Origin of the sequence: Dongshaea marina (genome assembly GCF_003072645.1) — a bacterium.
In the GTDB taxonomy this organism is placed as follows: Bacteria; Pseudomonadota; Gammaproteobacteria; order Enterobacterales; family Aeromonadaceae; genus Dongshaea; species Dongshaea marina.
On the sequence record NZ_CP028897.1, the window covers coordinates 3686068 to 3712108 of the forward strand.

19 protein-coding genes and 1 pseudogene are annotated in these 26041 nt (G+C 49.9%); 15 read left to right on the forward strand and 5 right to left on the reverse strand.

Going from position 1 to position 26041, the window contains the following annotated elements:
• The first annotated feature begins 441 nt into the window (after positions 1-441).
• Both DB847_RS17260 and bla read left to right on the forward strand, forming a co-directional pair.
• Positions 442-936 carry a porin gene (locus tag DB847_RS17260; RefSeq protein ID WP_108651819.1) on the forward strand — a complete coding sequence of 165 codons (495 nt, stop codon included), beginning with the start codon at positions 442-444 and terminating at the stop codon, positions 934-936.
• 233 nt (positions 937-1169) lie between these two features.
• A complete protein-coding gene (gene bla, locus DB847_RS17265) occupies positions 1170-2060 on the forward strand; it encodes a class A beta-lactamase (RefSeq protein ID WP_108651820.1) in 891 nt (296 codons plus the stop codon).
• A 375-nt stretch (positions 2061-2435) separates the two neighbouring features.
• Here the strand turns inward: bla and DB847_RS17270 are convergent, their stop codons facing one another.
• The gene (locus DB847_RS17270; protein ID WP_108651821.1) at positions 2436-2879 is read right to left on the reverse strand and encodes a hypothetical protein; all 444 of its coding nucleotides are present in this window, start codon (positions 2877-2879) and stop codon (positions 2436-2438) included.
• A gap of 743 nt (positions 2880-3622) precedes the next feature.
• On the opposite strand from DB847_RS17270, the gene DB847_RS17280 reads away from it, so the two are divergent.
• The 7 genes and pseudogenes from DB847_RS17280 to DB847_RS17310 all read left to right on the forward strand — a co-directional run bounded on the left by DB847_RS17280 (position 3623) and on the right by DB847_RS17310 (position 11452).
• Entirely contained in the window at positions 3623-4918 is a 1296-nt protein-coding gene (locus DB847_RS17280; RefSeq protein ID WP_108651823.1) for an MFS transporter, read from the forward strand.
• 88 nt (positions 4919-5006) lie between these two features.
• Positions 5007-5779 (forward strand): annotated as a pseudogene (locus tag DB847_RS17285) (type III pantothenate kinase).
• A gap of 117 nt (positions 5780-5896) precedes the next feature.
• Positions 5897-6661: a substrate-binding periplasmic protein gene (locus tag DB847_RS17290; protein ID WP_108651824.1), complete on the forward strand. Its 765-nt coding sequence runs from the start codon at positions 5897-5899 to the stop codon at positions 6659-6661.
• 160 nt (positions 6662-6821) lie between these two features.
• Positions 6822-7568 (forward strand): substrate-binding periplasmic protein, encoded by a 747-nt coding sequence (locus DB847_RS17295; RefSeq protein ID WP_108651825.1) that lies wholly within the window; start codon positions 6822-6824, stop codon positions 7566-7568.
• A gap of 432 nt (positions 7569-8000) precedes the next feature.
• Complete coding sequence (locus tag DB847_RS17300; RefSeq protein WP_108651826.1) at positions 8001-9293, forward strand: phenylacetate--CoA ligase family protein; 1293 nt, start codon at positions 8001-8003, stop codon at positions 9291-9293.
• A gap of 137 nt (positions 9294-9430) precedes the next feature.
• Entirely contained in the window at positions 9431-10642 is a 1212-nt protein-coding gene (hemA, locus tag DB847_RS17305; protein ID WP_108651827.1) for a 5-aminolevulinate synthase, read from the forward strand.
• A 108-nt stretch (positions 10643-10750) separates the two neighbouring features.
• Positions 10751-11452, forward strand: coding sequence for a 4'-phosphopantetheinyl transferase family protein (locus tag DB847_RS17310; RefSeq protein ID WP_108651828.1), 702 nt, complete (start codon positions 10751-10753; stop codon positions 11450-11452).
• Between the two features lie 541 nt (positions 11453-11993).
• Here DB847_RS17310 and DB847_RS17315 read toward each other — a convergent pair.
• The 4 genes from DB847_RS17315 to DB847_RS17330 all read right to left on the reverse strand — a co-directional run bounded on the left by DB847_RS17315 (position 11994) and on the right by DB847_RS17330 (position 16549).
• The gene (locus DB847_RS17315; protein WP_108651829.1) at positions 11994-12866 is read right to left on the reverse strand and encodes a glycosyl hydrolase family 18 protein; all 873 of its coding nucleotides are present in this window, start codon (positions 12864-12866) and stop codon (positions 11994-11996) included.
• Between the two features lie 311 nt (positions 12867-13177).
• On the reverse strand, positions 13178-14563 hold the full coding sequence (locus DB847_RS17320; RefSeq protein ID WP_108651830.1) for a glycoside hydrolase family 1 protein: 1386 nt from the start codon (positions 14561-14563) through the stop codon (positions 13178-13180).
• A gap of 38 nt (positions 14564-14601) precedes the next feature.
• A complete protein-coding gene (locus tag DB847_RS17325) occupies positions 14602-15999 on the reverse strand; it encodes a PTS sugar transporter subunit IIC (RefSeq protein ID WP_234418423.1) in 1398 nt (465 codons plus the stop codon).
• Between the two features lie 238 nt (positions 16000-16237).
• A complete protein-coding gene (locus DB847_RS17330) occupies positions 16238-16549 on the reverse strand; it encodes a PTS sugar transporter subunit IIB (RefSeq protein ID WP_108651832.1) in 312 nt (103 codons plus the stop codon).
• Positions 16550-16896: 347 nt separating this feature from the next.
• Here DB847_RS17330 and DB847_RS17335 point away from each other — a divergent pair, with 347 nt between their 5' ends.
• The 6 genes from DB847_RS17335 (at position 16897) to DB847_RS17360 (ending at position 25600) form a co-directional block, all read left to right on the forward strand.
• Complete coding sequence (locus tag DB847_RS17335; protein ID WP_108651833.1) at positions 16897-17880, forward strand: LacI family DNA-binding transcriptional regulator; 984 nt, start codon at positions 16897-16899, stop codon at positions 17878-17880.
• A 203-nt stretch (positions 17881-18083) separates the two neighbouring features.
• Positions 18084-18425 (forward strand): PTS lactose/cellobiose transporter subunit IIA, encoded by a 342-nt coding sequence (locus tag DB847_RS17340; RefSeq protein WP_159084712.1) that lies wholly within the window; start codon positions 18084-18086, stop codon positions 18423-18425.
• A 165-nt stretch (positions 18426-18590) separates the two neighbouring features.
• Positions 18591-20261, forward strand: a complete 1671-nt coding sequence (hcp, locus tag DB847_RS17345) for a hydroxylamine reductase (protein ID WP_108651835.1) — start codon at positions 18591-18593, stop codon at positions 20259-20261.
• A gap of 57 nt (positions 20262-20318) precedes the next feature.
• Positions 20319-21323 carry an iron-sulfur cluster-binding domain-containing protein gene (locus DB847_RS17350; RefSeq protein ID WP_108651836.1) on the forward strand — a complete coding sequence of 335 codons (1005 nt, stop codon included), beginning with the start codon at positions 20319-20321 and terminating at the stop codon, positions 21321-21323.
• A gap of 126 nt (positions 21324-21449) precedes the next feature.
• Positions 21450-24284 carry an AMP-binding protein gene (locus DB847_RS17355; RefSeq protein WP_108651837.1) on the forward strand — a complete coding sequence of 945 codons (2835 nt, stop codon included), beginning with the start codon at positions 21450-21452 and terminating at the stop codon, positions 24282-24284.
• Positions 24281-25600, forward strand: a complete 1320-nt coding sequence (locus DB847_RS17360; RefSeq protein WP_108651838.1) for an MFS transporter — start codon at positions 24281-24283, stop codon at positions 25598-25600. The genes DB847_RS17355 and DB847_RS17360 overlap by 4 nt, the downstream gene beginning before the upstream one ends.
• Positions 25601-26041 lie beyond the last annotated feature (441 nt).

Here is a 26041-nt window from a genome sequence, read left to right on the forward strand (position 1 = left end):
CCATTTAATCGCCGGGCTCAAAGGGCCCGGAAATATCAACCCGGGGTATAAGCCCCGGGAAGATTAAAGATCCATTATCGACATCTGATCTACTTTGATAAGCTTGTGACAAAAGCTGCGTCATCCAGACGCAAATTACGCCTCAATTGGATCATGCTTTTGAAATGACAAGCTTAAGCTGTGTATCATCTTAGGCTCTGTTGACGTATCCAATTTTGAACCTGTTGCCCCTGTAAATGGCCTGTTCGCGACACAATCACGCGGTTTAGTTGCTCTAAATAAGTGATGAACAACAATGAACAGGGCTTTTTCAGACGCAACCGAAGGGCAGTGGCAAGCCTGAAACGTCAACAGAGTCTGGATTGCAGACCCGCCAGAAATATAGCGCCGGTAAGAGTTGTCCGGTCATAGATCTCGATAACAAATAAATAAGGAAAAAAAATGAAAAAGACGCTGATTGCTTTGGCTCTTATTGGAATAGGCAGTACAACGTCGGCCTACGCTGACTCCCTTCTTTATGGTGGTGTTTCGGTTGGCCGCTCCAGTCTCGGCAGTGAAGATGCGACCTCCTACAGTGCCCATGTTGGCACTGGTATTTTACCTTTTATCGGGGTTGAGGGAGGTTACACCAATCATGGTAACTTCAGCTTTGCTAATGGGGATGTTTCCGCTGACTCCTGGTACGCCGCACTCAAGCCAAGCATTAATATCGGTCCAGTCCAGCTCTATGCCAAAGGGGGCGCCCACTATTGGGATCTGAAATCAGACAATAACCCTGATTATAAAAATGATAATGGTACTGATTTCATGTATGGCGTGGGTGCCGATTATGAAATCTTTGGCCCCCTCACCCTTGGCGCAAACTACACCAACTACAACTTAGCTGGCAGACATGTTGACTCTTTCAACCTGACCCTGTCTCTGAACTTCCTATAAGACTCAATCAAATCCACTCCGACAACCACAGGGAGCCCGCTCCCTGTGGTTCACTTCTCAGCCCCCATCCCAGAAATCTGGATAAACTCAAAGCCGGGTGACAAGTTCTGATTAAAGATTCAATTTAAAGCACTCCTTGCGGTTTACATCAGGGACTAAAACCGCCATCCTTTGCGCTCAGAAGTTCCCCGTCAGCAGAGGGGGCATAAAAATGAAACAAACAAAGAGTCCCTATGTTAAAAGATCACCTTCGAAAACTCCTGTTAGCAACCGCTATTCTGATGGGGATTTCAGCCTCTGTCGCCGCCAAGCCACTCCAGAAAGAGTTTGCATCTTTGGAGCAATCCGCCCACGGGAGATTGGGTATTTACGCCATCAATACCGGCAATGCACAGGAGCTAGGCTACCGGGCGGATGAGCGGTTTCCCCTTGCCAGCACTTTTAAGGTGATCGCGGTCAGTGATCTCCTGCAAAAAAGTGTGACAGCCCCTGAACTAATGCAGCATAAGGTCAACTTCAATAAAAAAGATCTGGTCAACTACTCACCTATCACTGGCAAACACCTTGAGTCGGGGATGACCTATGCCGAGCTGAGCGCGGCGGCCTTACAGTACAGTGACAACACAGCAGGTAATTTGATTGTTAAGCAGCTTGGAGGGCCTTCCGAGGTTACCCTCTATGCCCGGCAGATCGATGATCAGGAGTTTTACCTGGAGCGCTGGGAAACCGAGCTTAACTCAGCCACTCCCGGAGATGTGCGCGATACCACCACCCCAAAAGCGATGGCAATCACCCTTAAACGATTGGCATTTAAAGATGTGCTTCCAAAGGCTCAGCGTCGCCAGCTCCTGGAGTGGATGAAGGGAAACACCACGGGGGATGCCAGCATCAGGGCCGGTTTGCCTCACGGCTGGACCGTGGCAGACAAGACGGGGGGCGGCAGTTACGGCTCGACCAATGATATCGCCGTCATCTGGCCGAAAGAGAAAGCGAAAGGGAAAGGGAAAAGGAAGGCCCCCTGGGTTATCGCCATCTACTTCACCCAGTCTAAACAAGATGCTCCTCTGCGCAAAGATGTGATTGCGGCAGCCACCCGGCTCATCGTCAAGCAGTGGACGAGTTAACAGATTATGGGCAGGTGCAGCATCTCGCTCTCCTGCTCTTCCCCCTTCAAAACACAGTCGCCGATATCAGCTCTGGATTTACCCACGAGCTTGCTCCCCTCTGAAATCTTCTACCCAAGGTTCTGCTGCCGATTGGACGAAGAGAAAGGACAAGAAGGTTGAAGCAGTCATTCAAGTGTGAACTTGAATAAGATCTCACGGCACTCCTCATCCTATACATCCATATTTGATACTAAGTCGAGCCGCTTTCCCCTGCTGTTTGGGGCGCCAGGGAAATTAAATATGCTATCGACAAATAAGAGATGTAGCAGTTACTTTTATAAATCCCGCTAACTGAAAATAGAAGTAGCTTTCAGTTAGCGGCATAAAAAATGGTTAGCCACCAATACTAGATGAGTAGTTGGTTACATTTTGCCACTCTCCATTTTTTTGCTCTAACGTGATATTAGTGATGTAATCTGCAACATGACCAAATGATCCTAGGTCTTGAGTCGATTTATCTTTAAAGGTAATAGTGACCTGATCATGTGCAAAAGTCCGACGACCATCAACCGGAGATTTTTTACACAGGCTCATCGCGTGGGTTTCCTGAATACTACCAATAGAAGGATCGTAAGCCATGTTATTATGTGTCGTATCCCATCCTGAGCTGCAGGTTTGCCTGACAGCGATGTGAGTAATGTCTTTGGCACTCTTACCCGTATTACAAGCCCCACTCACACCATCTTTAGTGCAAGATATAATGACATTGTAATGCCCACCTGCAAATGCACTTGATGCAACCAGACACAATGATGCGACAACTAGCTTTAACTTCATATCCTTATCCTTAATAGATATTTGTTTATATAAATAATAAATGCACAACACTGAATAATTATTCCTAAAGTAAATGGAAGAAATAACTACCCATTGCTGGATAAAATAACACCACGTGATGAAACCCTGTGTGGAATCATGGCTAATATTACATGATAAAAATATTAAATAAAGTCTGTTTTTTAATTTTTGCAAAGACTGATTCTGACGTATAGGTATACCAATCAGCATTAATTAATCAGCCAAGAATATAAATATCGACCTGGAAGGATAATAAAAAATAACCAGCACCTGAAATAACTATTAAATATATTATGGATAAGGATTCAGCTTCTTAAAAAAACACTCGCTATTCCATTTAAAACCTGAAGGTTTAGCTTATTTTGCATCAAGTTCGATATACAGAGAATCTCGCTACTTATATATTATTGTAAGGAATCGAACAATATCAGTACGCTTTTTGAGCGGTTCTGGAGTGCCAGACTACTTCATGGACCCGGATATCCGCCAGCATGGCGATAAACCAAGCGCCCCCCCAACTCCTTACCCTGATTTTCTGAACGCTGCATCAAAGAGATTGAGCACCCGCTTGCATGAGATGCATTGTCAAGACACCCTTGGGGTTTTGACAAGCCATAGCAAGCTCCATAAAATCTGCAGCGCCAGGCAGTGATCCCATAGACACTGACCAGGGCTTTCATCTTTAAATCTAAAAACTGAAACTTCTCCTGAGGACTTGATCGATGCGACAGGTACTAACACGGGTCTTTGCTGTCATCATGACGGCAGAGTTTGGCGGTAATCTATTTACTCCACTGATCACCTTCGTTTTTTTTGCGACCAACAGTAGCCTATTTTCTGAGCCCACCTCCTTTGCTAAACGCACCATGCTATATGGTCTGTGTCTTAGCCTTGGCAAGATATCCAGCCTCGTCGCTAATACGGTGGTCACCGCCCTTTCTGACCGGCTGGGGCGTAAATTTGCCTTGAACGCTTCGCTGCTTGGGCTGGCACTCATGGGCGCCATGGGAGTCGCAGCTCTTCTCACCCATCAGCCCCTGCTGCTGATCACCGGATTTATCCTGTTTAACCTCTTGAATGTTGATAAGCCGGCCGCCCTGGCCATTGTCGGAGATGTGAGCAACCAGGAGAACCGGGTGACTCATATGGCCGTATTACAAACGGTTATCGCCCTGGGCGCCTGCCTGGGACCGATTGTTGGAGGGCAGATCGCCGATAGTACCTTTGGCCTGCAAACCGCTTACGCCCTACCCTTTGCCGTTGCTGGTCTCATCGGCTTGCTTGGATTATGGATGGTAAGCCTGTGCACAGAAACCTTTCCGGCCGAGCGCCGCAGTAATAACCTCAAGCTTGGGTCGATGCTCAAGGGTTACTTCGCCCTGCTCAAAACCCCAGGGATCTGGCCTATTTTGATACTGCTGATCCTTTGTCAGATAAGCTGGAGTACTTACTATGAGTTCATTCCCCCCATACTGAAAACTCATTTTCACTTCTCGGCAGGACAGGTGGGCTGGTTTGTAGGGATGATCGCCTTCTGGCTCATCCTGGGAACCGGGGTCATCATTCACCTGCTCAAACGGTTCCTCTCCACCAAAGGGATCCTCTGGGTGTCCGCCATCTTTGTGTTTGTCGGCATCAGCTTTAGTCTGTTGGCCAGCCTCTCTCCCGGATCCGAGTTTAGCCAATCGATGATCTGGATCGCTTCGGTGCCACTGGCGGTGGGAGATGTGATCTTCTACAGCCTGCTGGTAAGCTTTCTTTCCGAGAGTGTGAGTGCAGATAAGCAGGGACAGGTGATGGGACTCAACTACATAGTGATCACCCTGATCTGGTCCGGGACTGCGGTTGTGGGCTCTTACCTGATGACAATCAATACCCAGTATGTCCTGATGATAGCCCCAATAGGAGGCCTGGGACTGCTGATCGCGATGGGCTTTTTCCCCGGAGCTTTTTGGTTCCTCCGGCAGGCTCCCCACAGGACAACAGCAGATGTGAGCAAACCTCTGCAGGCAAATTGAATCCATTTGCCCCGGATGCACATTAGGTTTAGGCTCAGTTGACGAAGCAGAGCCTAACTATGACAGAAGCTAACAAGAGACAAATCTTATGATTTTATGCCTGGATGTCGGAAATACCCATATTTATGGCGGTGTATTTATACAAGGGGAGATCAGCTTTCGGTTTCGCTATGACACCAAGCAAATCCATACCTCAGATCAGATCGGAATCTTTTTGCGAAGCGTACTCAGAGAGAACAGTATCGATCCAACCAAAATTGCAGAGATCGCCATCTCCTCAGTGGTTCCAAACATCGACTACTCATTGCGCGCAGCCTGTATCAAGTATTTTTCGATCACCCCATTTGTGCTGCAGGTGGGGGTCAAAACCGGCCTTAAAATTAAAACGGTCAATCCAGCCGAGGTAGGTGCAGATCTCATCTCAGAGGCGATCGCAGCCATCCACCACTACCCCAACGACAACATCATCATTGTCGACTTTGGAACCACCACCACCTATACCGCGATCAATACGCGCCAGGAGTTTCTGGGGTTACCATACTACCCGGGATCAAGACCTCGATGGAGGCTCTCAAGCGAAATGCCGCGGCCCTGCCTCTGGTGGAGATCCTCAAGCCAGATATGATGTTAGGGCGTAACACCAATCAAAGTATCCAGGCGGGTCTTTATTACAGCCAGCTGGCAAGTCTCAAGGAGCTGACCCAGGGGATCACCCGGCAGTGCTTCAGTGACAAAGCCCCGGTGATCATAGGAACCGGTGGCTTTGCTCACCTGTTTAAGTCCGAGAATATCTTCAGCCAGCTAATGCCAGACCTTGTTCTTAACGGGCTCTACCTGGCACTTGCAAAGAATAGAAAATAACCTCACAGCCAGAAAAGGGGGCTGTCTTGTCTCCCCCCTTTTCCATCTCTGGTGCCTCAAAAAAAGCTCCCGTTCAACTACAATTTAAATCAACCCCAATAACTTCTGCTAAAGCTTATGAAGCCTTGGATCAGGAAAACAGTACTCAGCAGCCTGATTTCTCTGTGGCTTTTCAACCTCCCTGTTCATGCTCTTTCTATCTACACCGAAGAGTCTCCCCCGGGAAGTTTTATCACTCCGGATGGAAAACTCTCTGGCATCAGTGTTGAAATCGTGCGAATGATTCAAAAAGAGCTGGGGGATATTTCACCCATTCAGTTAGTTCTGTGGAAGGATGGTTATTATAAGCTTGAAACCCAGCCTGACACTATGCTGTTTTCCACAACCCGAACCCCGGAGCGGGAAAAGCTGTTTCACTGGGTTGGTCCCCTGTTTGAGGTTCAATGGCTACTGATCGCCCAAAAGAGTGCCGGGCTGAAAATCAACTCCCTTGAAGATGCAAAAAAACTCACAAAGATTGGTACTTACCATGATGATGCCCGGGAGAAATTCCTGATTAGATCCGGCTTCAAAAACCTTTACTCCGTCAAGAAAGCCAAGCAGCTCCCCATGTTGCTCCACAGGGGCCGAATTGATGCCTTTGTTTCCACGAACTTAGGTGTGAGCAATATCTGGAGTAAGTTTTACTTTGCCAAGAACCCAAGTGATATTTTTGAAACCATCTTTACATTCAAAACCTATTCTCTGTATATGGCATTCTCCAAGACCACTAATCCGAAAATCATCAATAACTGGCAAAGAGCTTTTGATAAGCTTCTCAAACAGGGAGAGATTAAACAGATTAGAGACAAGTGGTTTAACAAAACGACACGTCCGGACTAAGACTGAGTCGGCAAGTCATCAACTGCAGAACCAAGCCCGAAATTTCAACAAGCTCAGGTCGCCTTATCATTCATCAAATATCAGCGCTCACAGCAACAAGAAGAGCTCTTTGTTGTGAACTAAACTTGGGCTATATGACACTGGTTTGTCCGGTAACAGGATGATGAAATCCTCTATATTGTGCGCTCTTCTACTCACTTTGGGTATCCTGGCCGACCGCTCTCTCGCCCGGGAGGTACAGGTTTTCAGAAATGAATCGATGCCATTTTGCGGCACTGTTGATGGCAAAGATGCCGGAATGGCGGTCGATATTCTAAACGAGCTTTCCAAATATGGTGGGCCAACATTCAAATTCACCACCCTGCCCTGGGTTCGGGCCCAGCGCTATGTTCAAAAGACTCACAATAGCGTAATCATCCCGCTGACCAGAACCTCGCAAAGAGAGAAAAAATACCGCTGGATCATCGAACTTTTCTCGCATCAGCTTCGTTTGACCATCAATAAAAATTCAAACAGAAGAGAGCCACTGCCCTCCCCACTCACGATTGAAGACGCCAAAGACCTCAGGGTTGGGATCATCCGTGGCTCGGCTTTCCTACCCAATTTAAGGGAGTTTGGCTTTACCGAGATCATTCAGGCCGACACGGCGCAAGACAATGTAGAAAAGCTCAAGGCCGGTAGCATCGCCGCTATGGTGGAGTCTCAATGGGTCGATAGCTATAACTGGAAACACGCCGGTATGGGTCCCGGGGATCTCCTGATAGGCCCGACCTTAAGCAAGACCCAGCATATCTATCTGGCGGGAGCCCCGAACTTCTCTCCTGAGCTAGCAATTCAGATTCAAATGACAATGGATGAATTGAGGAAAAGTGGTCGGCTCGATGAGATACTGGATAAATGGAGGTGACATCATGCTCAATAGTCATCCTGAGATTCACTGTAAATTAATAGAGTAAAAATAATCACCCTGGGCGATACAGTGTCTGGTGACAATAATTAACTAATAATAAATAGGTTGATTTTTGTTCATTTTTAATTATATGCCTGATAAGATATTTAATTTGTTAGAGTTTATCAAGCTACATCCCTGAGTAGAGAAAAATCTAAATTAGATATTTACTGAATAACCCAAAAGAAAAGCCAGCCAGTTAAAAACAATACAAATATTCAATTGATTTATACTGATAAACGGGACTATCATTGTTGTGATTTTTTTGTTAAAGGCTCTGGAGTATTCATTGAATAAACCATTTTAAATATTATTTGTGAACAAGGGAATTATACCACTATAGTAAATTATAATTTCATCATAATCAGTCTAAATTAAAAGAGCATATAAATGGAATTTAAACTTTTAAAAAATCATCATACCGCAACCAGAGAAGAACATCAGGATTATTCGGATACTCTTTTTCATTTAACTATTTCTCAGTTAATGAATCATCCCTACTATAGCAATGTATTAACAGGCTTTCCTGCCGGACAACATCACTTCAATGATGATACACCCATCCTGACAGGAATTAAGCTTGCCCAACTCACTAAAGACAATCCACTTTCAATGATTGATGATCCATCAGGCATAGGGATCACCATTTGCTCTGGCGGAAGCACAGGAAAAAGAAAAGCGATTACCCACTCCCGGGATTTTTTTCAAAGAATGATCGACCTTGGGGTGCGGGCGGTACAGGCTTCCTCGATAGAAACACCTAAGGCGGTGGCCAACTGCTTCATGGCCGGAGATATGTCGGGTGCCTTTACCTTTGGCGAAGGGATCTGTGACAAGCTGGGGGTACACTATTTCCCGGTTGGCTCAAAAATTGATCCCCTGTCTCTGGGAGAGATCATCGAAGACTTTAAGATCGATACTCTATTTTGCACCCCGTCATTTGCATACTCACTGGCGCACAGAGCTTCAAATCTGGCGTCTTTCTCGTCACTCAAATCGATCTACTATGTCGGTGAACTGATGACCAACCGGGACGCTGAATATATTCAAAGCCGCCTGAATGTTGCCATTCGCTCACTCTCATACACCACCAGTGAGCTGGGGCCCATCGGCTATCAGTGTCAAGGCTGTGCTCATGATACCTATCATATCAATCATGATGCCGTTCATATTGAAATCATAGATCCTACCAGCCATAAAATACTGCCCGATGGTCACAAGGGAGAGGTATTGGTTACGACCTACCTGAATGATGGGACACCTTTTTTGAGATACAACACGGGTGATCTTGGGATGATCCACCAGTCCTGCAACTGCTGTGAGAGACAAAGTAAAACCATCCAGCTTTTTGGCAGGACTAAGGGCTCAACCAAGGTGTGCGCCTTCACATTGGAAAAGAGCCTGGTTCTGGATGTCGTCTCTGAGATCGTTCCGGCAACCGATAATGATATTCAGGTTGTGATACGGGGTAACAAGGTCGATCTTAAGTTGCAGATATTACTGGATAGCGACAAGTTTAGCTCGCAAGAGCTGACCCTGATCGAAAATAAACTGACAGATAACTATATCTTTAAGAGAATCATCTCACAAAGTGAAGTCCTTGATTTTTGTGTTACCAGAAAACATCGCAGTGACTTTAATAAATCGCGGATGCATAAAACTCCTTTTTTCATCCACTCCTAGCCTAGCATTATGACTGTTGTAAATTACACAGAAGCAATCACCGATGCCGAGGTCACTTAAGCGAGCCCTCGGCTAAGGTGATATTCTTAAGAAGGTTATTGGATTAAGCTCGTTCACTGCGTCGTCAGGAATAAGACATGAATAAATATGATAGTTATATCCGAATGGTTGAGCAGCTCAATAGCAAACACCAAATAAGAGACTATCTTGAGATAGATCAGTCTCAGGGATGTTTCCCCTATATAAGAGTAAACAACAGGGAGTGTATCAGCTTCTCCACATGCAACTACCTTGGATATACGGAACATGAATCGATAAAGCAATCAGCCATTGATGGAACGCTGGACTTTGGTGTAGGAACCGGGGGCTCCCGATATATTGGTGGAACCAGCTCAATCCATCATAAGGTCGAAAACAAAATAGCTCAGCTCCACAATAAGGAAAGTGCTGTTTTATATAATAATGGCTATATGGCCAACCTCGGAACCATCCCCTGTTTAGCCCGGGAAGGTGACATCATCTTCTCTGATGAGAAAAACCACGCCAGTATTATCGATGCGATTCGGCTCAGTAAAGCGAAACGGGTGATCTGGAAGCATAACGATCCCCGGGATCTTGAGCAGAAAATCTTGCAAAATCCCTGTGAGGGCAACCGACTCATCATCTGTGAGTCTCTGTATAGCATGGATGGTGATTTTGCCCCCCTGCGTGAGATCGTTGAACTCTGTAAAAAACATCAATGTCTGCTCTATCTTGATGAGATCCATGCGATTGGCGTTTATGGCCACAATGGTGCTGGCTATGCGAGTCAACTTGGGCTGGAAAATGACGTGGACTTCCTGATGGGAGGAACGGCTAAGGCTTTGGGATCCCTCGGAGGCTATGTCTGTCTGCCACGCTGCGTCGAGCAACTCATCAAATCCCGCTCCCGCTCATTTATCTTCACCATCTCCTTGCCGAACTTGATCCTGAATACGATCTCGACCGCCGTCGACATCTGCCAGAGCGATCAGTTATCCAGGGCCACTCTTCAGGAGAACTCTGATTATATGAGAGAGAAACTGGAGCATTATGGTTATGATTATCTGAACTCCCAATCTCACCTGTTTCCCATCATGATTGGTGAAAGCGGCGAGGCAAAAAAAGCAACGGCACTTTTTCTCAGGGAGGGGATCTATGTCCAGGGCGTGCAATTCCCCACGGTACCGGAGGGAGAAGCCAGGCTCAGGGTCAGCGTTACAGCAACCCATAGCAAGGCGCAGATTGACTTCTTTATCTCGGTTCTGAATCAGCTCAGGGAGCAAAAAGCCGTTAAGTTCAGCGGCCACTGTGCATTGACTTACTCATAAAGCTTTCTCTTAACAGGTATCCCACAAAGCGGGGTACCTGCCCGGTTTGATACCCTCATTATAAATTGCCATAATCACAACACTTCAGACTCAGGTGATGGTAGTTTCGTGGCAAGTGACTCATTTATCCAGCTACTCGATGAAAGCTTTCCATTAGAGCTTAAACAGATCGCTGCTGCAGAAGCCTCTTTCATTATTTCGGAATATGACAGGCGGCTGTTTTCCAAATACGAAATCGATTTTCCGGCTGAGCTCAACAAGGCCGTTCCTAAACGTTGCGCCGAATTTCTTGCCGGACGCTATGTCGCCCGCCATGCCCTTGAGCAACTCAGCGGCACTGCATATCAGATCCCGGCCGCGCCTGATCGCTCTCCCATCTGGCCTCAGGGGATCATAGGGTCCATCAGTCATACCAACACCCAGGCGCTGGCCATGGTTGCTTATGCCAGAGATCATCTGCTACTTGGATTAGATCTGGAAAACTGGATGGAGCCGGTGCTGGCCCGGGAGCTTTCCGACCAAATCATCTGTCCGCAGGAAAGAAAACTCCTCGCCGATAGTGAGCTTGAGTTCCACCAGGGATTAACCCTGATATTTTCCGCCAAGGAGAGCCTTTATAAAGCGCTCTTTCCACAGGTAAAGCGCTTTTTTGGCTTTGAATATGCCCGGGTGAACAAGATAGATCCGGATTCTGGAACATTTGTGATCTCTTTGACCCGAACTCTTACTCAAGCCTACCCTGCAGGCTGGCAGATCAGCGGGCGCTATCTGCGAACTGCAGATACGGTGCTCACCCTTGTCAGCGATTAAGTGAACTCCCCTGAGCCCGCTGAAGTTTCAGCGCAACCTCATTTAATCCATGCCCCTGTTTCATACCGACAATAGTCATCAGCGCTCGCCCTGAATGGCAGCTTATACCACGAGCTCCCGACAACAGAGATGACGGCTTTTTAGAAGCTCAAATCGAGCATACTTCTACAAAAGCCACCCAACAAGCTTAGTCAGGGATCACTCTTAAGGGCTCCCAAAATAGGGTATCCCTCACGGGATACCCGGGGCTTATACCAAACCAGATGATTAAGTGATCAGAGTGTTGTTCACTCCAACTTGGATAAGCTGTGAGCCATTTAGCCCGTTGGCAGCATGGATGCTGGCATCGAGCATACAAGGGTAAGTTGCTCCCAGAGCAACGCACGCGAAGCAGGAAGCTGAGCTGGAAAGGAGCCTCATGGAAGAGGCTCGAACTTGCTGCGTGGCGCAAATGGCTCATGGATTATCAGAGCAATCCGATCACTTTTCTTTCGTGATTAGTATTACTCAATAGCCTGAGTGGTTAAACTGCAAGCTTAAGCTACTTCAGACAGTTGGGGGACACAGCAACCGACTGTTGATACTCAGCCTCAGCAATGGAGGAGAGAAAGCTTTGGGAGTTATTCGTCACGTTATACACCATGGCTCCGCCATACCCCTCCTGCATCGTATCACCGATCCATTGAGCTGCACTCTGTGCTGAATTATTGGTACTTACTCCCAAGGCAAGATCGGCCTTAGACATGCCATAGCCGAGGTACTTAGGCAGGCGTCCATCAGGCCCACCAGTCCCATAGCTCATCTCCCACCCCTGATCCAGGTAATCGGCTAAGCTGTGCCCCTGATAATGGCCATTGAAATTTAGCCCGTCTCTAAATAATGCTTTGCTGAGGATCTTGCCTTTAAACTTAGGGTTTTCCTTGAGTGCCTGTGCAATCATGATCATCGATGTATCATTCCCGGCACAGGAAGAATATTCATCATCAATATCAATGCCATCAAGATCATATTTCTGCACCACATCCGCCAGTTGATCCGCAAACTTTTTGGCGGCTGCCGGATCTGTCATACAGGACCAGCCTGCATTTTGGTGGTTGCCTAAAATAGTCAGTAATACTTTGATCCCCTTGCCATGAAGCTCCTGGACCTCACTGGTGTTATCTAGCACATGCTTGACCTGAGGATTGAAATAAATCTCCGGTTGATTGGGATCACTGCCATTGATGTTAGCGGCAAAAATAGATGTCATATCAAAAAATGGCTGCCCGGTTTTTTCCAGAAGGTAACAACCGACATTTGAAAGCGCATTGGAATTCACTTCAACATAAGACATGTTGTAAAAAGCGTTCGCTGTCAACGGTGCTCCCATCACAGCCACCAACAATGAATACTTGAGTTTTCGAAGCACTGACATAAATCCTCCGTAATGATAGTCAGTTCATGAAACAAATTCAGAAAAAGGCTCCAGGTCCATAGAGAGCTATGGACCTAATCGGCTCTTTAAAAAGAGATGCTGCCAATCCGCAGCGTTCTCAGCATGATGAGCAGCTGCCAAAACTGTCAATCGGATCCCCTGCAAACTATTATCGGGATCACAAATCATTGCCATAAAAAACCAAGGAGCGTGCAGAGCCTCTCTTGTGTTTTTGTGTGATCAGCGCAGATGTCCAATAGCCATGAAGATAAAGGCGAAAGCTATTCCCTTCCCCCTGCTGGACACCAGAACTATCCATCAAAGCCATTATTAAGAGCGAGCTCTCGGAACCAGTGACCGCTTTGCTTGATAGTGCGCTGCTGGGTTTTAAGATCGAGCCTGACCAATCCATAGCGGTTCTTATAGGCATTACACCAGGACCAGTTATCGATAAAGGTCCACAGGTGATAGCCCCGGCAGTGACAGCCCTCATCGATCGCCCGGTGAACCCACCTCAGGTGATCTTTGATAAAGTCGATTCGATACTGATCATCAACCTCTCCATCCCTGATAAAGCGCTCTTCATTCTCGACCCCCATGCCGTTTTCAGAGATATAGGTGTCGATGTTGCCGTAGTTGTCACGAATATTAACCAGGCAGTCATAGATCCCCTTCTCATAGATCTCCCAGCCCCGGTGCGGGTTGATCTTACGCCCCGGCATCTCATAATGATCAAAAAAGAACTCGGGCAGCATGGGAGCCTCGGGATTCGGCAAGCTCTCCCGCGCCTTGACCCGCCTCGGGAAGTAGTAGTTCACCCCTAAAAGATCGATCCGCTGGCAAGCGATCAGTGACAGATCATCCCCCTGACACTCAGGAAGCAGCTCATGCTCCCTAAGCAGCTCAACCAGAGCCTGTGGATACTCCCCCTTCACCGCAGGATCGAGAAAGGAGCGGTTAAACAGCAGATCAGCCACCTCCGCCGCCCTGAGATCGGCCGGGTGCTGACTGCGTGGATAAGAGGGGGTCAGATTCAAAATAATACCGATCTTGCCCTGCGCCTCACTGGCTCGAAATTCAGACACGGCGCCGGCATGGGCCAGCATGGTATGAAACCCAACCTGCACAGCCCGCTTAAAGTCCACCACATTCGGGTAGTGGGCATCATAGAGATAGCCCATCTCAACCGGCACCACAGGCTCGTTGAAGGTAAACCAGTGATTCACCTTAGAGCCAAACTCCTCAAAACAGAACCTGGCATAGCGGGAAAACTGCTTCACGACCTCCCGGCTCTCCCAGCCACCCTGCTCCTGAAGCGCCATTGGCATATCGAAGTGATAGAGGTTAATAAAGGGCTCAATTCCAGCGGCATCCAGCTTATCCAGCATCTTGTGATAGAAATCGACCGCCTCGGGATTGACCTCATTACCACCGTCCGGAAACAGCCGCGACCAGGAAATTGATGTTCGAAAACTATTATGGCCCGTGGCCTGCATCAGCTCGATATCGGTCTCCATCCTGTGATAAAAGTCGCTCGTGACCTCAGGACCAACTCCGTTAAAAAAGCGGTTGGGCTGCTGACTAAACCAGTGATCCCAGATATTAGGGCCTTTGCCGCCTTCGCTGGCAGCGCCTTCGAACTGGGTTGCAGACGCTGCACTGCCCCACCAGAACCCCTCAGGAAATTGATGTTTCATATAACTGCCTCATCAGGGCCGCGCACTGCGGCCGTACATTAACAACGCGACTCAGCCAGTTCAGCCACTTCTTCTACTGCTTCCCGCGCCTCACTCTTAACCAGGGTATGCTCGTAAGCTTTCACAAAGGGGTAATAAAGAATTGCCGAGATGCACAGACAAACCAGGCACAGGATCACCGGACTCAATGCCCAGTTCGCCGCCCAGGCTGCACCAATAGGGGCCGGTGCCGTCCAGGGCGTCAGAGAAACGACCCGGGCCACGATATCCAGTTTCAACATGAAATACGCCAGGGTTGCATTGAGCATGGGAACCAGCAAAAAGGGCAGGAAGAATACCGGATTCATGATGATCGGAGCACCAAACAGGATCGGCTCATTAATATTAAAAAATCCCGGAACCACCCCCATCTTACCGACGGCCCTTAGCTGCACCGACTTGGAGAACAACAGTAAAAATGCCAGGGGCAGGGTCGAACCTACTCCGCCAATCAGCAGGTAGTGATCCCAGAACCCCTGCAAAAAGATATGGGGCAAAGGCTCACCAAGGGCCAACGCGTGCTGATTCGCAGCCAGGTTGGTCAACCAGAAGGGGTAGAGAATTCCGGTGACAATCGAGGCACCGTGAATTCCGGCAAACCAAAGCACCTGACACAGCAGAACCGCAAGCAGAATTGCTGGTAGTGAGTCGGAGGCTGCAACCAGGGGCTTGAGGAGCTGCATGATGGCTCCGGGGATCGGAAGCCCACTGTAATGGATCACGATAAGATTGATGATCTCAAGACTGACCACTATCGCGATCACCGGGATCAGAGCCTCAAAAGAACGAGCAACTCCAACCGGAACCTCTTCAGGCATTCGGATGGTGATATTTTTTCGCTTAAGGAAGTAATAGAGCTCGGTGGAATAGATGGCAACAATCAGTGCAGTAAAGACTCCGGGACCACCGAAGTAGGTGGTTGAAATAGCGCCATCTTTAAAGGTCGCAGCCACAATCAAAAAACCGGCTAATGCCAGCAGCCCCGCTGTTACCGGCTCTAATCCATAACGGCGAGCCAAGCTTGCTGCCGTTCCAAAACAGACAAAGATACTCATGATCCCCATCGTCAGGTTATAGGGGAGCATCAGCTGGTCATGGTATCTATGGGCAAACTCAAGCCATAGCTGACCGAAATAAAACTTGGTCTTGGGATCAAAGGGAGGAAAGGCAAAGACCAGGGTGAAACTTCCGACAATGATAAAAGGCAGCGCAATGACGAATCCATCACGAATGCACTGGACATATTTCTGCTGGCCTATCTTACCTGCCAGCGGAGTGATCTGATTCTCAATCAACTCCAAAAACTTGGAAAACACAGAAGACATAATTCCTCCGAAATACTCGCGACGAGCCAGTACTACATAGCTCAAATACTTTGACCACTTATCTGTATCCATTAACTCCCTGAGCCATGGATGGCGAACCACCTAGCCCAATGGAGGGACTCATCGCGCGAAGTAAGGTCTTGCCTACTCTTGACGATCCAAAAGTAGGACGCAGTCGGCAACTAATGCCATCCATGACTATCTCTGCATTCGGGCATCCATGCTCATCGGCGCCCCCAACAGGATTTGCTGCGGTGCGGCAAACCAAAATCATCAGCATAAGCGGTAAGGATAATAGCGCTTGGCTGCGCTAGGCTGTTTCAAGCAGACTCAGAGCTTCCTTCAGGATCTTTTCACCCTTTTGCATGCCGTAATCCATCGGGTTGATCGCTGCCACCGCGATGCCAAGTGCCTCTCCCTTCTTCTGAAAATCTTTGAGCATATATTTGATTTGGGGTCCCAATAGCACCACATCATAATGAGGTGCGCGCTCATCAAACTCTGATGCGCCGAAGGCTTCTATCTCGGTTTCTATCCCCATTGCATCGGCGGCCTTTTTCATCTTTTTCATCACCAGACTGGTTGACATCCCTGCAGAGCAGCACAGCATGATCTTTTTCATGAAATCTCCTTGGCTAATTTCGATTAAAATCGCACCTACTATAGCGAGCCCCCCAAAATACGGAAACCGCTTTCCATTTTCAATTTTCTAAATCGCGATAGGGATCACGAAACACTTTCCCCCCGATGACGCGTTCAGGAATATACATGGACGAAATCAAGATAATAAACTGTTTATATTCAATGTGTTATGATTACACCGTGAGACTAAAAAGTCTGAATTACCCAGACTCAAGCACAGATGAAGTTAAAAATATTCCCTCCTGGATATGGATTAATTTGAAAACGGTTACCCTCTTTGACTTATAATGGCGCCATCATTGAAATGACTTTTCATCCCGGAGGAACATGGCAACCATTACCGAAGTATCCAGGCTTGCAAAGGTATCTAAAGCTTCGGTTTCCCGGGTACTCAGTGGCCGTCGCGGCGTCAAGGAGCAAACCCGTCAGGCTGTTCTCAGGGCCGTAGAGGAGCTGAACTACCGCCCCAATCAACTGGCTCAATCACTGGCAACAAGAGTTTCGAATGGCATTGGGATCTTCACCCTTGGAATGAATGATCTGCAGCTCGGACGTACCCTGCGCCAGTTAGAGGCGGCGCTGGCGCAGTATCACAGATACCCGATCCTGGCCATTGATGCTGACGACCAAAACACCTTTATCCATAAACTACAATCTCTGGCAGCACGCTCCTGTGATGCCATAGTGCTTATTGGCCAGGCAATCCCTCCTGAGTGGGCCAGGGCCCTGCGTGATCTTAACTTGCCCCCGATTATTGGCCTCAACCAACCCCTGGACGATCCGGCTCTTTGTGTCAACTTTGACTTTGAGGATGCCTGTGAGGTGCTGTGTAACTATCTTTTCAGCCAGGGACACACTCAGATCGCCTGCATCTATGAAGAGAATTTCCAGGGAAAAGCGCTGCTGGCCGGTTACCGCAGTGCCCTGGAGCTAAGAGCGCTTCCATTCAATCGTCAACTGTTGATCACACCGGAGCAACCGATCCGCATCATCACCCAGCTCCTCAAACTTCCTCACCCCTACACGGCTCTCATCTGCAGGGATCAGTTTGAAGCAGAGGCGATCAGAGAGGCTGCAAAGCAGTTCAACCTCAACATCCCGCAACAGCTGTCTCTGGTCAGTGCCTGTAGTTTTCAGCAGCCACCCCCCTCTTTCATCACAGGGATCACGCTTCCCGAGCAGGAGATTACCGCGGCTTTAATGGACAGGGTCGATGAGGCCGTGCTTTGCCAGAGCCATGAGCTCCAGGAGAGTCACCTGTTCCAGGGGACGCTGAGTCTCGCAGAGAGTGTCAGCTCCCCCAAGGGTTGACCCCTCCTCCCAAGCCAGGCAGCTCAAAGCGTGATTCACTTCATGCTTCTTAGGAAATAAAACGGAAACCGGTTGCCGTTATAATTCATGTTTCGCTAGATTAGTCCCATCAACACCGCCGTGGTTAGATCTCATATCAGTTGCCTGTATTCAAGATGTGAAACACCACCACAGCTTTACTCTCATCCAAGCGGAGAATGGATATGATCACAGATACCCCCACTTGCGAATTTGATCTCGAAGAGACAGTAATGGGCCTGATTGTAAATGCGGGAATTGCCCGCAGCCTGGCCTTTGAAGCCCTGCAAGCCGCAAAACAACAAAAGTGGCAACAGGCTGAACAAAAGATGGGTGAAGCAGATACGGCCTTCAGAGAGGCTCATCGGGTACAAACCCAGCTTATTGAGCAGGATGAGGGCACAGGTCAGATCCCTATGACTCTTATTCTGGTGCATGCCCAGGATCACTTGATGACTGGCATGCTCCTCAAGGAGATGGTCACCGAGATGATTGAGCTCCACCAAAAGATCGCACAACTTGGCTAAATTGATCCAGATCAATCAATTGTCATTTTGACAATCATCTCCTTGCGAGCGGGATCCTAAGTGCTAGAATAGCCCTCATTAAGCTGTGTCTATTTGACACCTTTACGATTCAGGCGTCAGAGCGACTTCGCCTGAGGACCGATTCCCAGCATAAAGGATAACGCTATGTTTTGTGTTCAGTGTGAGCAAACGATCCGTACCCCAAATGGAAATGGCTGTAGTTACGCCAAGGGGATGTGCGGTAAAACCGCCCAGACCTCAGATCTTCAGGATGTACTGGTCTATCTTCTCCAGGGTCTCAGTGCCACGGCTCATCAGGCCCGAGCCTACGAGATCGACTATCGGGAGCTTGCCGTTGACAACTTCGTCCCTAAGGCACTGTTTGCCACACTGACCAACGTCAATTTTGATGATGATCGCATTGTCGATTATGCCCGGACCACCGAGCAGCTTCGCCAGCAGCTCCTGCAAAAGATAACAGCCTATTGCGAGGCTCAGGGCCTTGAGCTCCCCCAGTTAGCCGCACCGGTAAACTATACGCTTGCTGAAAGCATCGAAGGGATCCTTGAGGCGGCAGCCCAGACACTTCCAAACCGCGGCAAAGAAACCCTTCACGAAGATATCATAGGTCTGCGTCTTCTGTGCCTGTATGGCCTCAAGGGAGTTGCAGCCTATATGGAGCATGCCCAGGTTCTGGAGCAGACTGATGATGAAGTGTATGCCGAGTTCCACCGGATCATGGCTGAACTTGGTAGCGATCCTGAGGATGCAAACCTGTTGTTGGGTGCGGCGATGGCGATCGGTCAGCTGAACTTCAAGGTGATGGCGATGCTCGATGAGGGAGCTACCTGCCACTTTGGCCACCCGGTACCCACCCAGGTCAACACCAAGGCTGTTGCCGGTAAATGTATTCTGGTTTCCGGCCACGACCTGATAGATCTCGAGGAGCTGTTAAAGCAGACCGAGGGAAGTGGGATCAAGGTGTATACCCATGGTGAGATGCTCCCGGCCCACGGCTATCCGGAGCTTAAAAAGTACTCCCACCTGGCGGGTAACTTCGGTACTGCCTGGCAAAATCAGCAAACCGAGTTTGCCAGATTCCCGGGACCTATCCTGATGACCTCGAACTGCATCATCGACCCTTCAATCGGCCAATACAGTGACAGGATCTTTACCCGCTCTATCGTCGGCTGGCCAGGTGTGACACACCTTGAGGGAATGGACTTTGCTCCTCTCATCAACAAGGCTCAGCAACTTGCAGGCTTCCCATACGATGAGATCCCTCATGAGATCACCGTAGGCTTTGGGCGTAACACCCTGATGGGAGCAGCTCCGGCAGTCATAGATGCAGTCAAGAGCGGTCAGGTTCGCCACTTTTTCCTGATTGGTGGCTGTGACGGTGATAAGGCAGAGCGCAGCTACTACACAGAGTTCGCTCAGAAGATGCCACAGGACTGTATCGCCCTCACCCTGGGCTGTGGTAAGTACAAGGTAAATCAGCTGGATCTGGGAACCGTTGCCGGTCTGCCACGCCTGTTGGATATCGGACAGTGTAACGATGCCTACTCAGCCATCCAGCTGGCCCTTGCCCTGGCCGAGGCCTTTGAGTGCGGCGTCAATGAGCTGCCATTAACCCTGGTACTGAGCTGGTTTGAGCAAAAAGCGATCGTGATCCTGCTGACCCTGCTCTCCCTTGGGGTTAAAAACATTATCGCAGGCCCAACGGCTCCGGCTTTCCTGACCGACAATCTGATCGCCACCTTGCAACAGGAGTTTGGACTGCAGATCCCCTCCACTGTTGACGCCGATATGCAGCGGGCACTCAACGCCGCATAATCTGTTTAATCTCTTCAAGAGCAGCTCATTGAGCTGCTCTTTTTGCAGGTATACCCCATGCAAAGGTTTGAACTCACTTGCCTGAACCGCACCCAGCTTACGCCAGATCTCTTTTCACTCGAATTTGAAAGCAATGCGCCTGTCTCTTTTGCTGCCGGCCAGGCCCTGATGCTTAAAGTCCCAACATCTCAGGGAGAGGCCATGCGCTGTTACAGTCCCTCCTGTGCAGCGGATAACGGCTCCAGGCTCAGCTTGACCATTAAAGCCATCGAAGGGGGACTGGTTTCCAACTGGTTAAGATCTGAGCTTGCCATCGGCCAAACTCTTGAGGCGCAGGGCCCTTTTGGAGACTTTATGCTTTCAGAGCCCCCGGGAGCAAAAGTACTGCTGCTATCCGCCGGTTCGGGGATTGCCCCGATTCACTCTATCTATCAAACCCTGATTAACAAATATCCCATGGTAGATATAGTGCTGTGCCATAGTGCGCGCCGAGCAGCAGAGCGCCCCTTTATTGAGGAGCTCGAACAGGCTTGTGAAGAGGGCCTGCTGACACTCTATTGGGCACTAAGCCAGGAAGCCCCAAGATTCCATCATTGGATCGAGGGACGCATTGATGCACCAAAGCTACATCAGCGGATCCCCGACCTGCTCACCCGTCAGATCTACCTGTGTGGACCGGATGGATACCTTGATGATCTCAGATCCGGATTATTGGCATCAGGGGTTCACCCGGATGCCATCTTTCTTGAGTCCTTCACCCCACAGCAAGCTCCTAAGCTCTTTGCAGAACAAAGTGAGACAGCCTTTGAGATAACTCTCAGCCCACAGGGGATCAAGTTGCCGATGGTTGCCGGGCAAACGGTACTGGAGGCGATGGAAGCTGCAGAGTACCCCATCATGGCAGCCTGTCGCAGCGGGGTTTGCGGTAGCTGTAAAATAAGCAGGAGTCAGGGAGAGATTGAGCAAAGCAGTACCTCCACCCTTACCGAGTCTGAATTAGCAGAGGGAGCACTCCTCGCCTGCAGCTGCAGGGTAAAGAGCGATCTTAAAATTGAGATCTAGCTGCTCCCGAACCGCCAAAGAGTGACTCATTCAGAGCTAAAGGTGTTTAATCCCTCTATACTTTAACTACACTGCTAACAGCACTTATAAAAGTTAAAATCGCCGTATGTTCAGGGAGACGAACTCATGCCGCTCGATGTCAGGAGGCCCTCCGAACTTGACCCCAAACAAAGCGCGCAAAGGCTGCTGAATACGGTCCAAAAGCTGATGCTCGATCTGCGACAGGGGCAGGTTCATCTGCCTCCTCCACAGCTTGACAGCGACTTTGACCGTGATCTTGGGCTGGATAGCCTTGCCCGTAGCGAGCTACTGCAGCGAGTTGAGCAAGAGTTCGGAATCACTCTTTCGGAGCAAATACTGGCGGATATGGAGACTCCAAGAGATCTATTGCGCCAGCTTCTGTGTGCCGGTGGACAAGACTCGGCTCAAGGCTCGGAGCAGGAGATACAACAGATCCAGCTGCCGCACACCGACGCCTCTCCCTCCCATGCCCAGACCCTGCAACAGGTGCTCGACTGGCACCTGGAGTCTCATCCACTGCGACCCCATCTCTATGTCTACGAAAGCGCCGGGCAGCTGCTGGAGGTCAGTCATCAATCCCTGAAACAGCAAGCCGAGCAGATAGCCGCCGGTCTTATTGAGCTTGGGCTGGAGCCGGGACAATCGGTTGCGATCATGCTACCGACCAGCTGTGATTACTTTTACAGCTTTTTCGCGGTTCTTCTTGCCCGGGGTATCCCGGTCCCCATCTACCCACCAGCCAGATTGTCACAGATTGAAGATCATATGCTGCGCCACGCAAAAATCCTGCAAAACTCCCAGGTGCGCATTCTTATCACAGTGCAAAAAGCGAAGGGGCTATGCCGGCTCCTTAAACTTCAGCTGCCTTTGCTAAAGAAGATCATGACAGCTTCTGAACTCAGATTAACCGGGCATCCAGTCTCGGCTGGCCCGGCCCAAAGTTCAGAAATAGCCCTTTTGCAATACACCTCGGGTAGCACGGGCAACCCCAAGGGAGTGATGCTGACCCATGCCAACCTTCTGGCCAACGTACGGGGCATAGGACGCTCTGTCCAGGCCAGCTCCGCTGATATCACGGTGAGCTGGTTGCCGGTTTATCACGATATGGGATTAATCGGAGCCTGGTTAGGCAGCCTCTACCATGGGATCCCCCTAGTGATCATGTCGCCGTTGCAGTTCCTGTCAAAGCCCCAAAGCTGGCTCTGGGCCATTCATCGACACCGGGGGACACTCTCCCCCGCCCCTAACTTTGCCTATGAGCTGTGTCTGAATAAAATCAATGACGCCGATCTACAGGGGCTGGATCTCAGTTGCTGGCGCCAGGCATGGAACGGAGCTGAACCGGTCGCCGCCAATACCATCCGCCGCTTTAGCGAGCGGTTCGCCCAGTACGGGTTTCGTCCCGAGGCAATGGCCCCCAGCTATGGCCTGGCAGAGTGTTCGGTGGGACTGACCTTCCCGCCACTGGGACGTTTGCCGCGGATTGAACGGATCCAGCGGGAACCACTGGAGCGCACCGGTAAAGCCTTACCTGCGGCGGGTGATGACAAAGATGTGATCCAAATGGTGGGGCTTGGCCAGCCTTTGCCCGGTCACCAGATCCGAATTATTGATAGCTTTGGCAGGGAGCTCCCTGAACGTGAAGAGGGAGTTCTGGAGTTCCAGGGCCCTTCGGCAACCTGTGGCTATTATCAGGATCCGGAGAAGACCCGGCAGCTGCTTCATGATCAATGGTTAGCAACCGGAGATCGGGGGTACCTGGCCGGCGGCGAGCTGTTTCTGACCGGTCGAGTCAAAGACATTATTATCCGCGCCGGACGAAATATATACCCCCATGAACTGGAAGAAGCGATCGCTACAGTCCCGGGGATCCGTAAGGGCTGTATCGCGGTCTTTGCCGCATCCGATCGTCGCAGTGCAACTGAAAAGTTGATCGTACTTGCAGAAACTCGTGAACAACTTGAAAGTCAGAAGCAGCAGCTTAAGCTCAGGATCATTAAGCTTGCCGTCGACCTGCTGGGGACGGCCCCCGACGAGATACTGCTGGCCCCACCCCATACGATCCCCAAAACCTCCAGCGGCAAGATCCGCAGAGCCGCGAGCCGGGAGCTCTATCAGCGCGGTGAACTGGCGACCCGGCAACGTGCGGTATGGTGGCAGCTATTACGGCTGTCACTGGCAGGTATCAAATCCTGGCTGAAAAACATTCGCCGCACGGCTTCGGACCTCCTGTATGCAGCTTATGTATGGCTGGTCACGGCGATTATCGCTCCACTGGTCTGGTGTCTGACCGCTTTACTGCCCAATCGACGCATCTGTCGGAGTATTGCCAGGGGCGGTGCCCGGTTACTAATGGCCCTGACAGGAACCTCCCTGACGATCAAAGGCAGAGAAAACCTGCCTCAAAAGACCCCCTGTATTCTGGTATCAAACCACACCAGTTATCTTGATGGCCTGCTGATGATCTGTGCAGTCCCCATCGATTATTGTTTCGTCGCCAAGGCGGAGCTTAAGCAAAATCTGTTTGCGCGTATTTTTCTTTCCAGGCTGGGCTGTGAGTTCGTCGAACGCTTCGACACCCGCAAGGGGCTCGCCGACGCCAGACGCATTACAGCTGATGCCAAAAATAGCCGCTCATTTTTCTTTTTCCCGGAGGGCACCCTGTATCGCATGCCAGGCCTGCATAAATTTCACCTGGGGGCTTTCATCGCTGCGGTTGATGCAAAGCTGCCGGTGATCCCGATTACCATCCACGGAGCCCGCTCAAAGCTTCGCGATATCTCCTGGTTTCCAAGGCGGGGGGGGCTCGAGGTCACCATAGATACGCCTCTGGAGCCACAGGGCACAGATTGGAGCGCGGCCCTGAAACTCAGAGATCGCGCAAGGGCGGTGATCCTGAGCCGATGCAAAGAACCGGATCTCACGGAGTCAATGCAATGATCAATCAACAGCAGCATGGAACACAACAGCGCAGTGCCCCGGCGGGTCGCCGGGAGCTGTTTTCCTGGGCGATGTTCGACTTCGCCAATTCGGGTTATACCACGGTCGTGATGACCGCCATCTTCAACGCCTATTTTGTCGGGGTGATCGCGGCCTCAACCCAGGGCGCCGCAACCTTTCTGTGGACCATAGCTGTGGGCCTGTCGAATTTGATCGTCCTCATCAGTGCACCGGCTCTGGGGGCGATCGCCGATCAGCTGGCGATTAAAAAAAGGCTGCTGCTGGCAACCGCCCTTGGCTGCATCCTGTTTACCGCCCTGCTCTTTTTTACCGGCCCGGGCGATGTTCTGCTGGCGATGACCCTGGTGATTTTAGCCAACGTTATGTTTGCCAGCGGGGAAAATCTGATTGCCGCTTTCCTGCCGGAGATCTGCGATAAGAAAATGATGGGCAAGGTCTCAGGCTATGGCTGGGGATTGGGCTATTTTGGGGGGCTACTGACCCTTGGGATCTGCCTGGGTTATATCGCCTGGGCCGAGCAGCATGGTCTGACGGCCGAGCAGTTCGTCCCGGGGTGCATGTTGATTGTTGCCCTGCTGTTTGCCCTATCGGTGATCCCAACCTTTTTATGGTTGCGCGAGCGCGCCCAGCCATCTCCGGGACATATCGGGGTTTCCCTGTTCATGGAAAGCCTGGGGCGGCTCAGGCAGACCCTGCATGAAGCGGCTCACTTCAAAGACTTGTTTCGCTTTCTGATCACCCTGGTTATCTACCAGTGCGGGATCAGCACGGTGATCGTATTGGCGGCCATCTATGCCCAGGAGGTGGTGGGGTTAAACTCACAGGAGATTATTATCCTGATCATGGTGGTGAATGTCACAGCCGCCATTGGCGCATTTTTCTTTGGCTTTATTCAGGATCGCCTGGGATCGGTTCGAACTCTATCCATCACTCTGCTGCTCTGGTGTCTGGCGGTGCTGATTATCTACCTTTCCAAACAAGCGATCGCCGTCTGGGTCGCGGGGAATTTGATTGGCCTGGCAATGGGAGCAAGCCAATCTGCCGGTCGTGCCCTGATTGGACTCTTTACCCCGGTCTCAAGAACCGCTGAGTTCTTCGGTCTCTGGGGAGCCTCCGCCAGGTTAGCTGCCATCATTGGCCCCCTGAGTTATGGCTTTATCAACTATATGACAGATGGCGATCATCAACTATCGATTCTCTCAACCCTGTTATTTTTTATGCTCGGCCTTGTCCTGCTATTCACGATCAATGAAAAGCGTGGGATGGAAGCCGCGAAATCAGCCGAAACAAAGTGAGCCCCGGAAGTTATGCTAAGCCTAGGGATAACTTGAGCGCCACTCCAGAGCGCCTATGGTGGGGTTGAGCCTGCACAGGATTTTTCTGGCAGGAGAGCTATCCGCATCTTTATTCAAATCAGCACAGATCGTCGCTGTTTAGTTCCCTCGGCGCACAAAATTCCCCCTCTGTGTTCGGATTGTGAAACCTCTCACACATCCAGACTCAAAAGAGCAGTATCCTCATCGGGTCTTTAGTTGAAACCTCTTTCGGAGATTCAATGATGTCCAAAGGACTTGGATTTTACTTCACCTGCCCCTTGATGGTGGCTTGCTGGTACAACATAGATTTTCGCCTGTCACACGACTTCCCTTCTGCCTGATTCCAGGACGTTTTTTCCTGCGCTGTTGATCCATTGAACCTCACTGCGAGGTGGCTTTTGCTGAGCGCTGATCAACCCG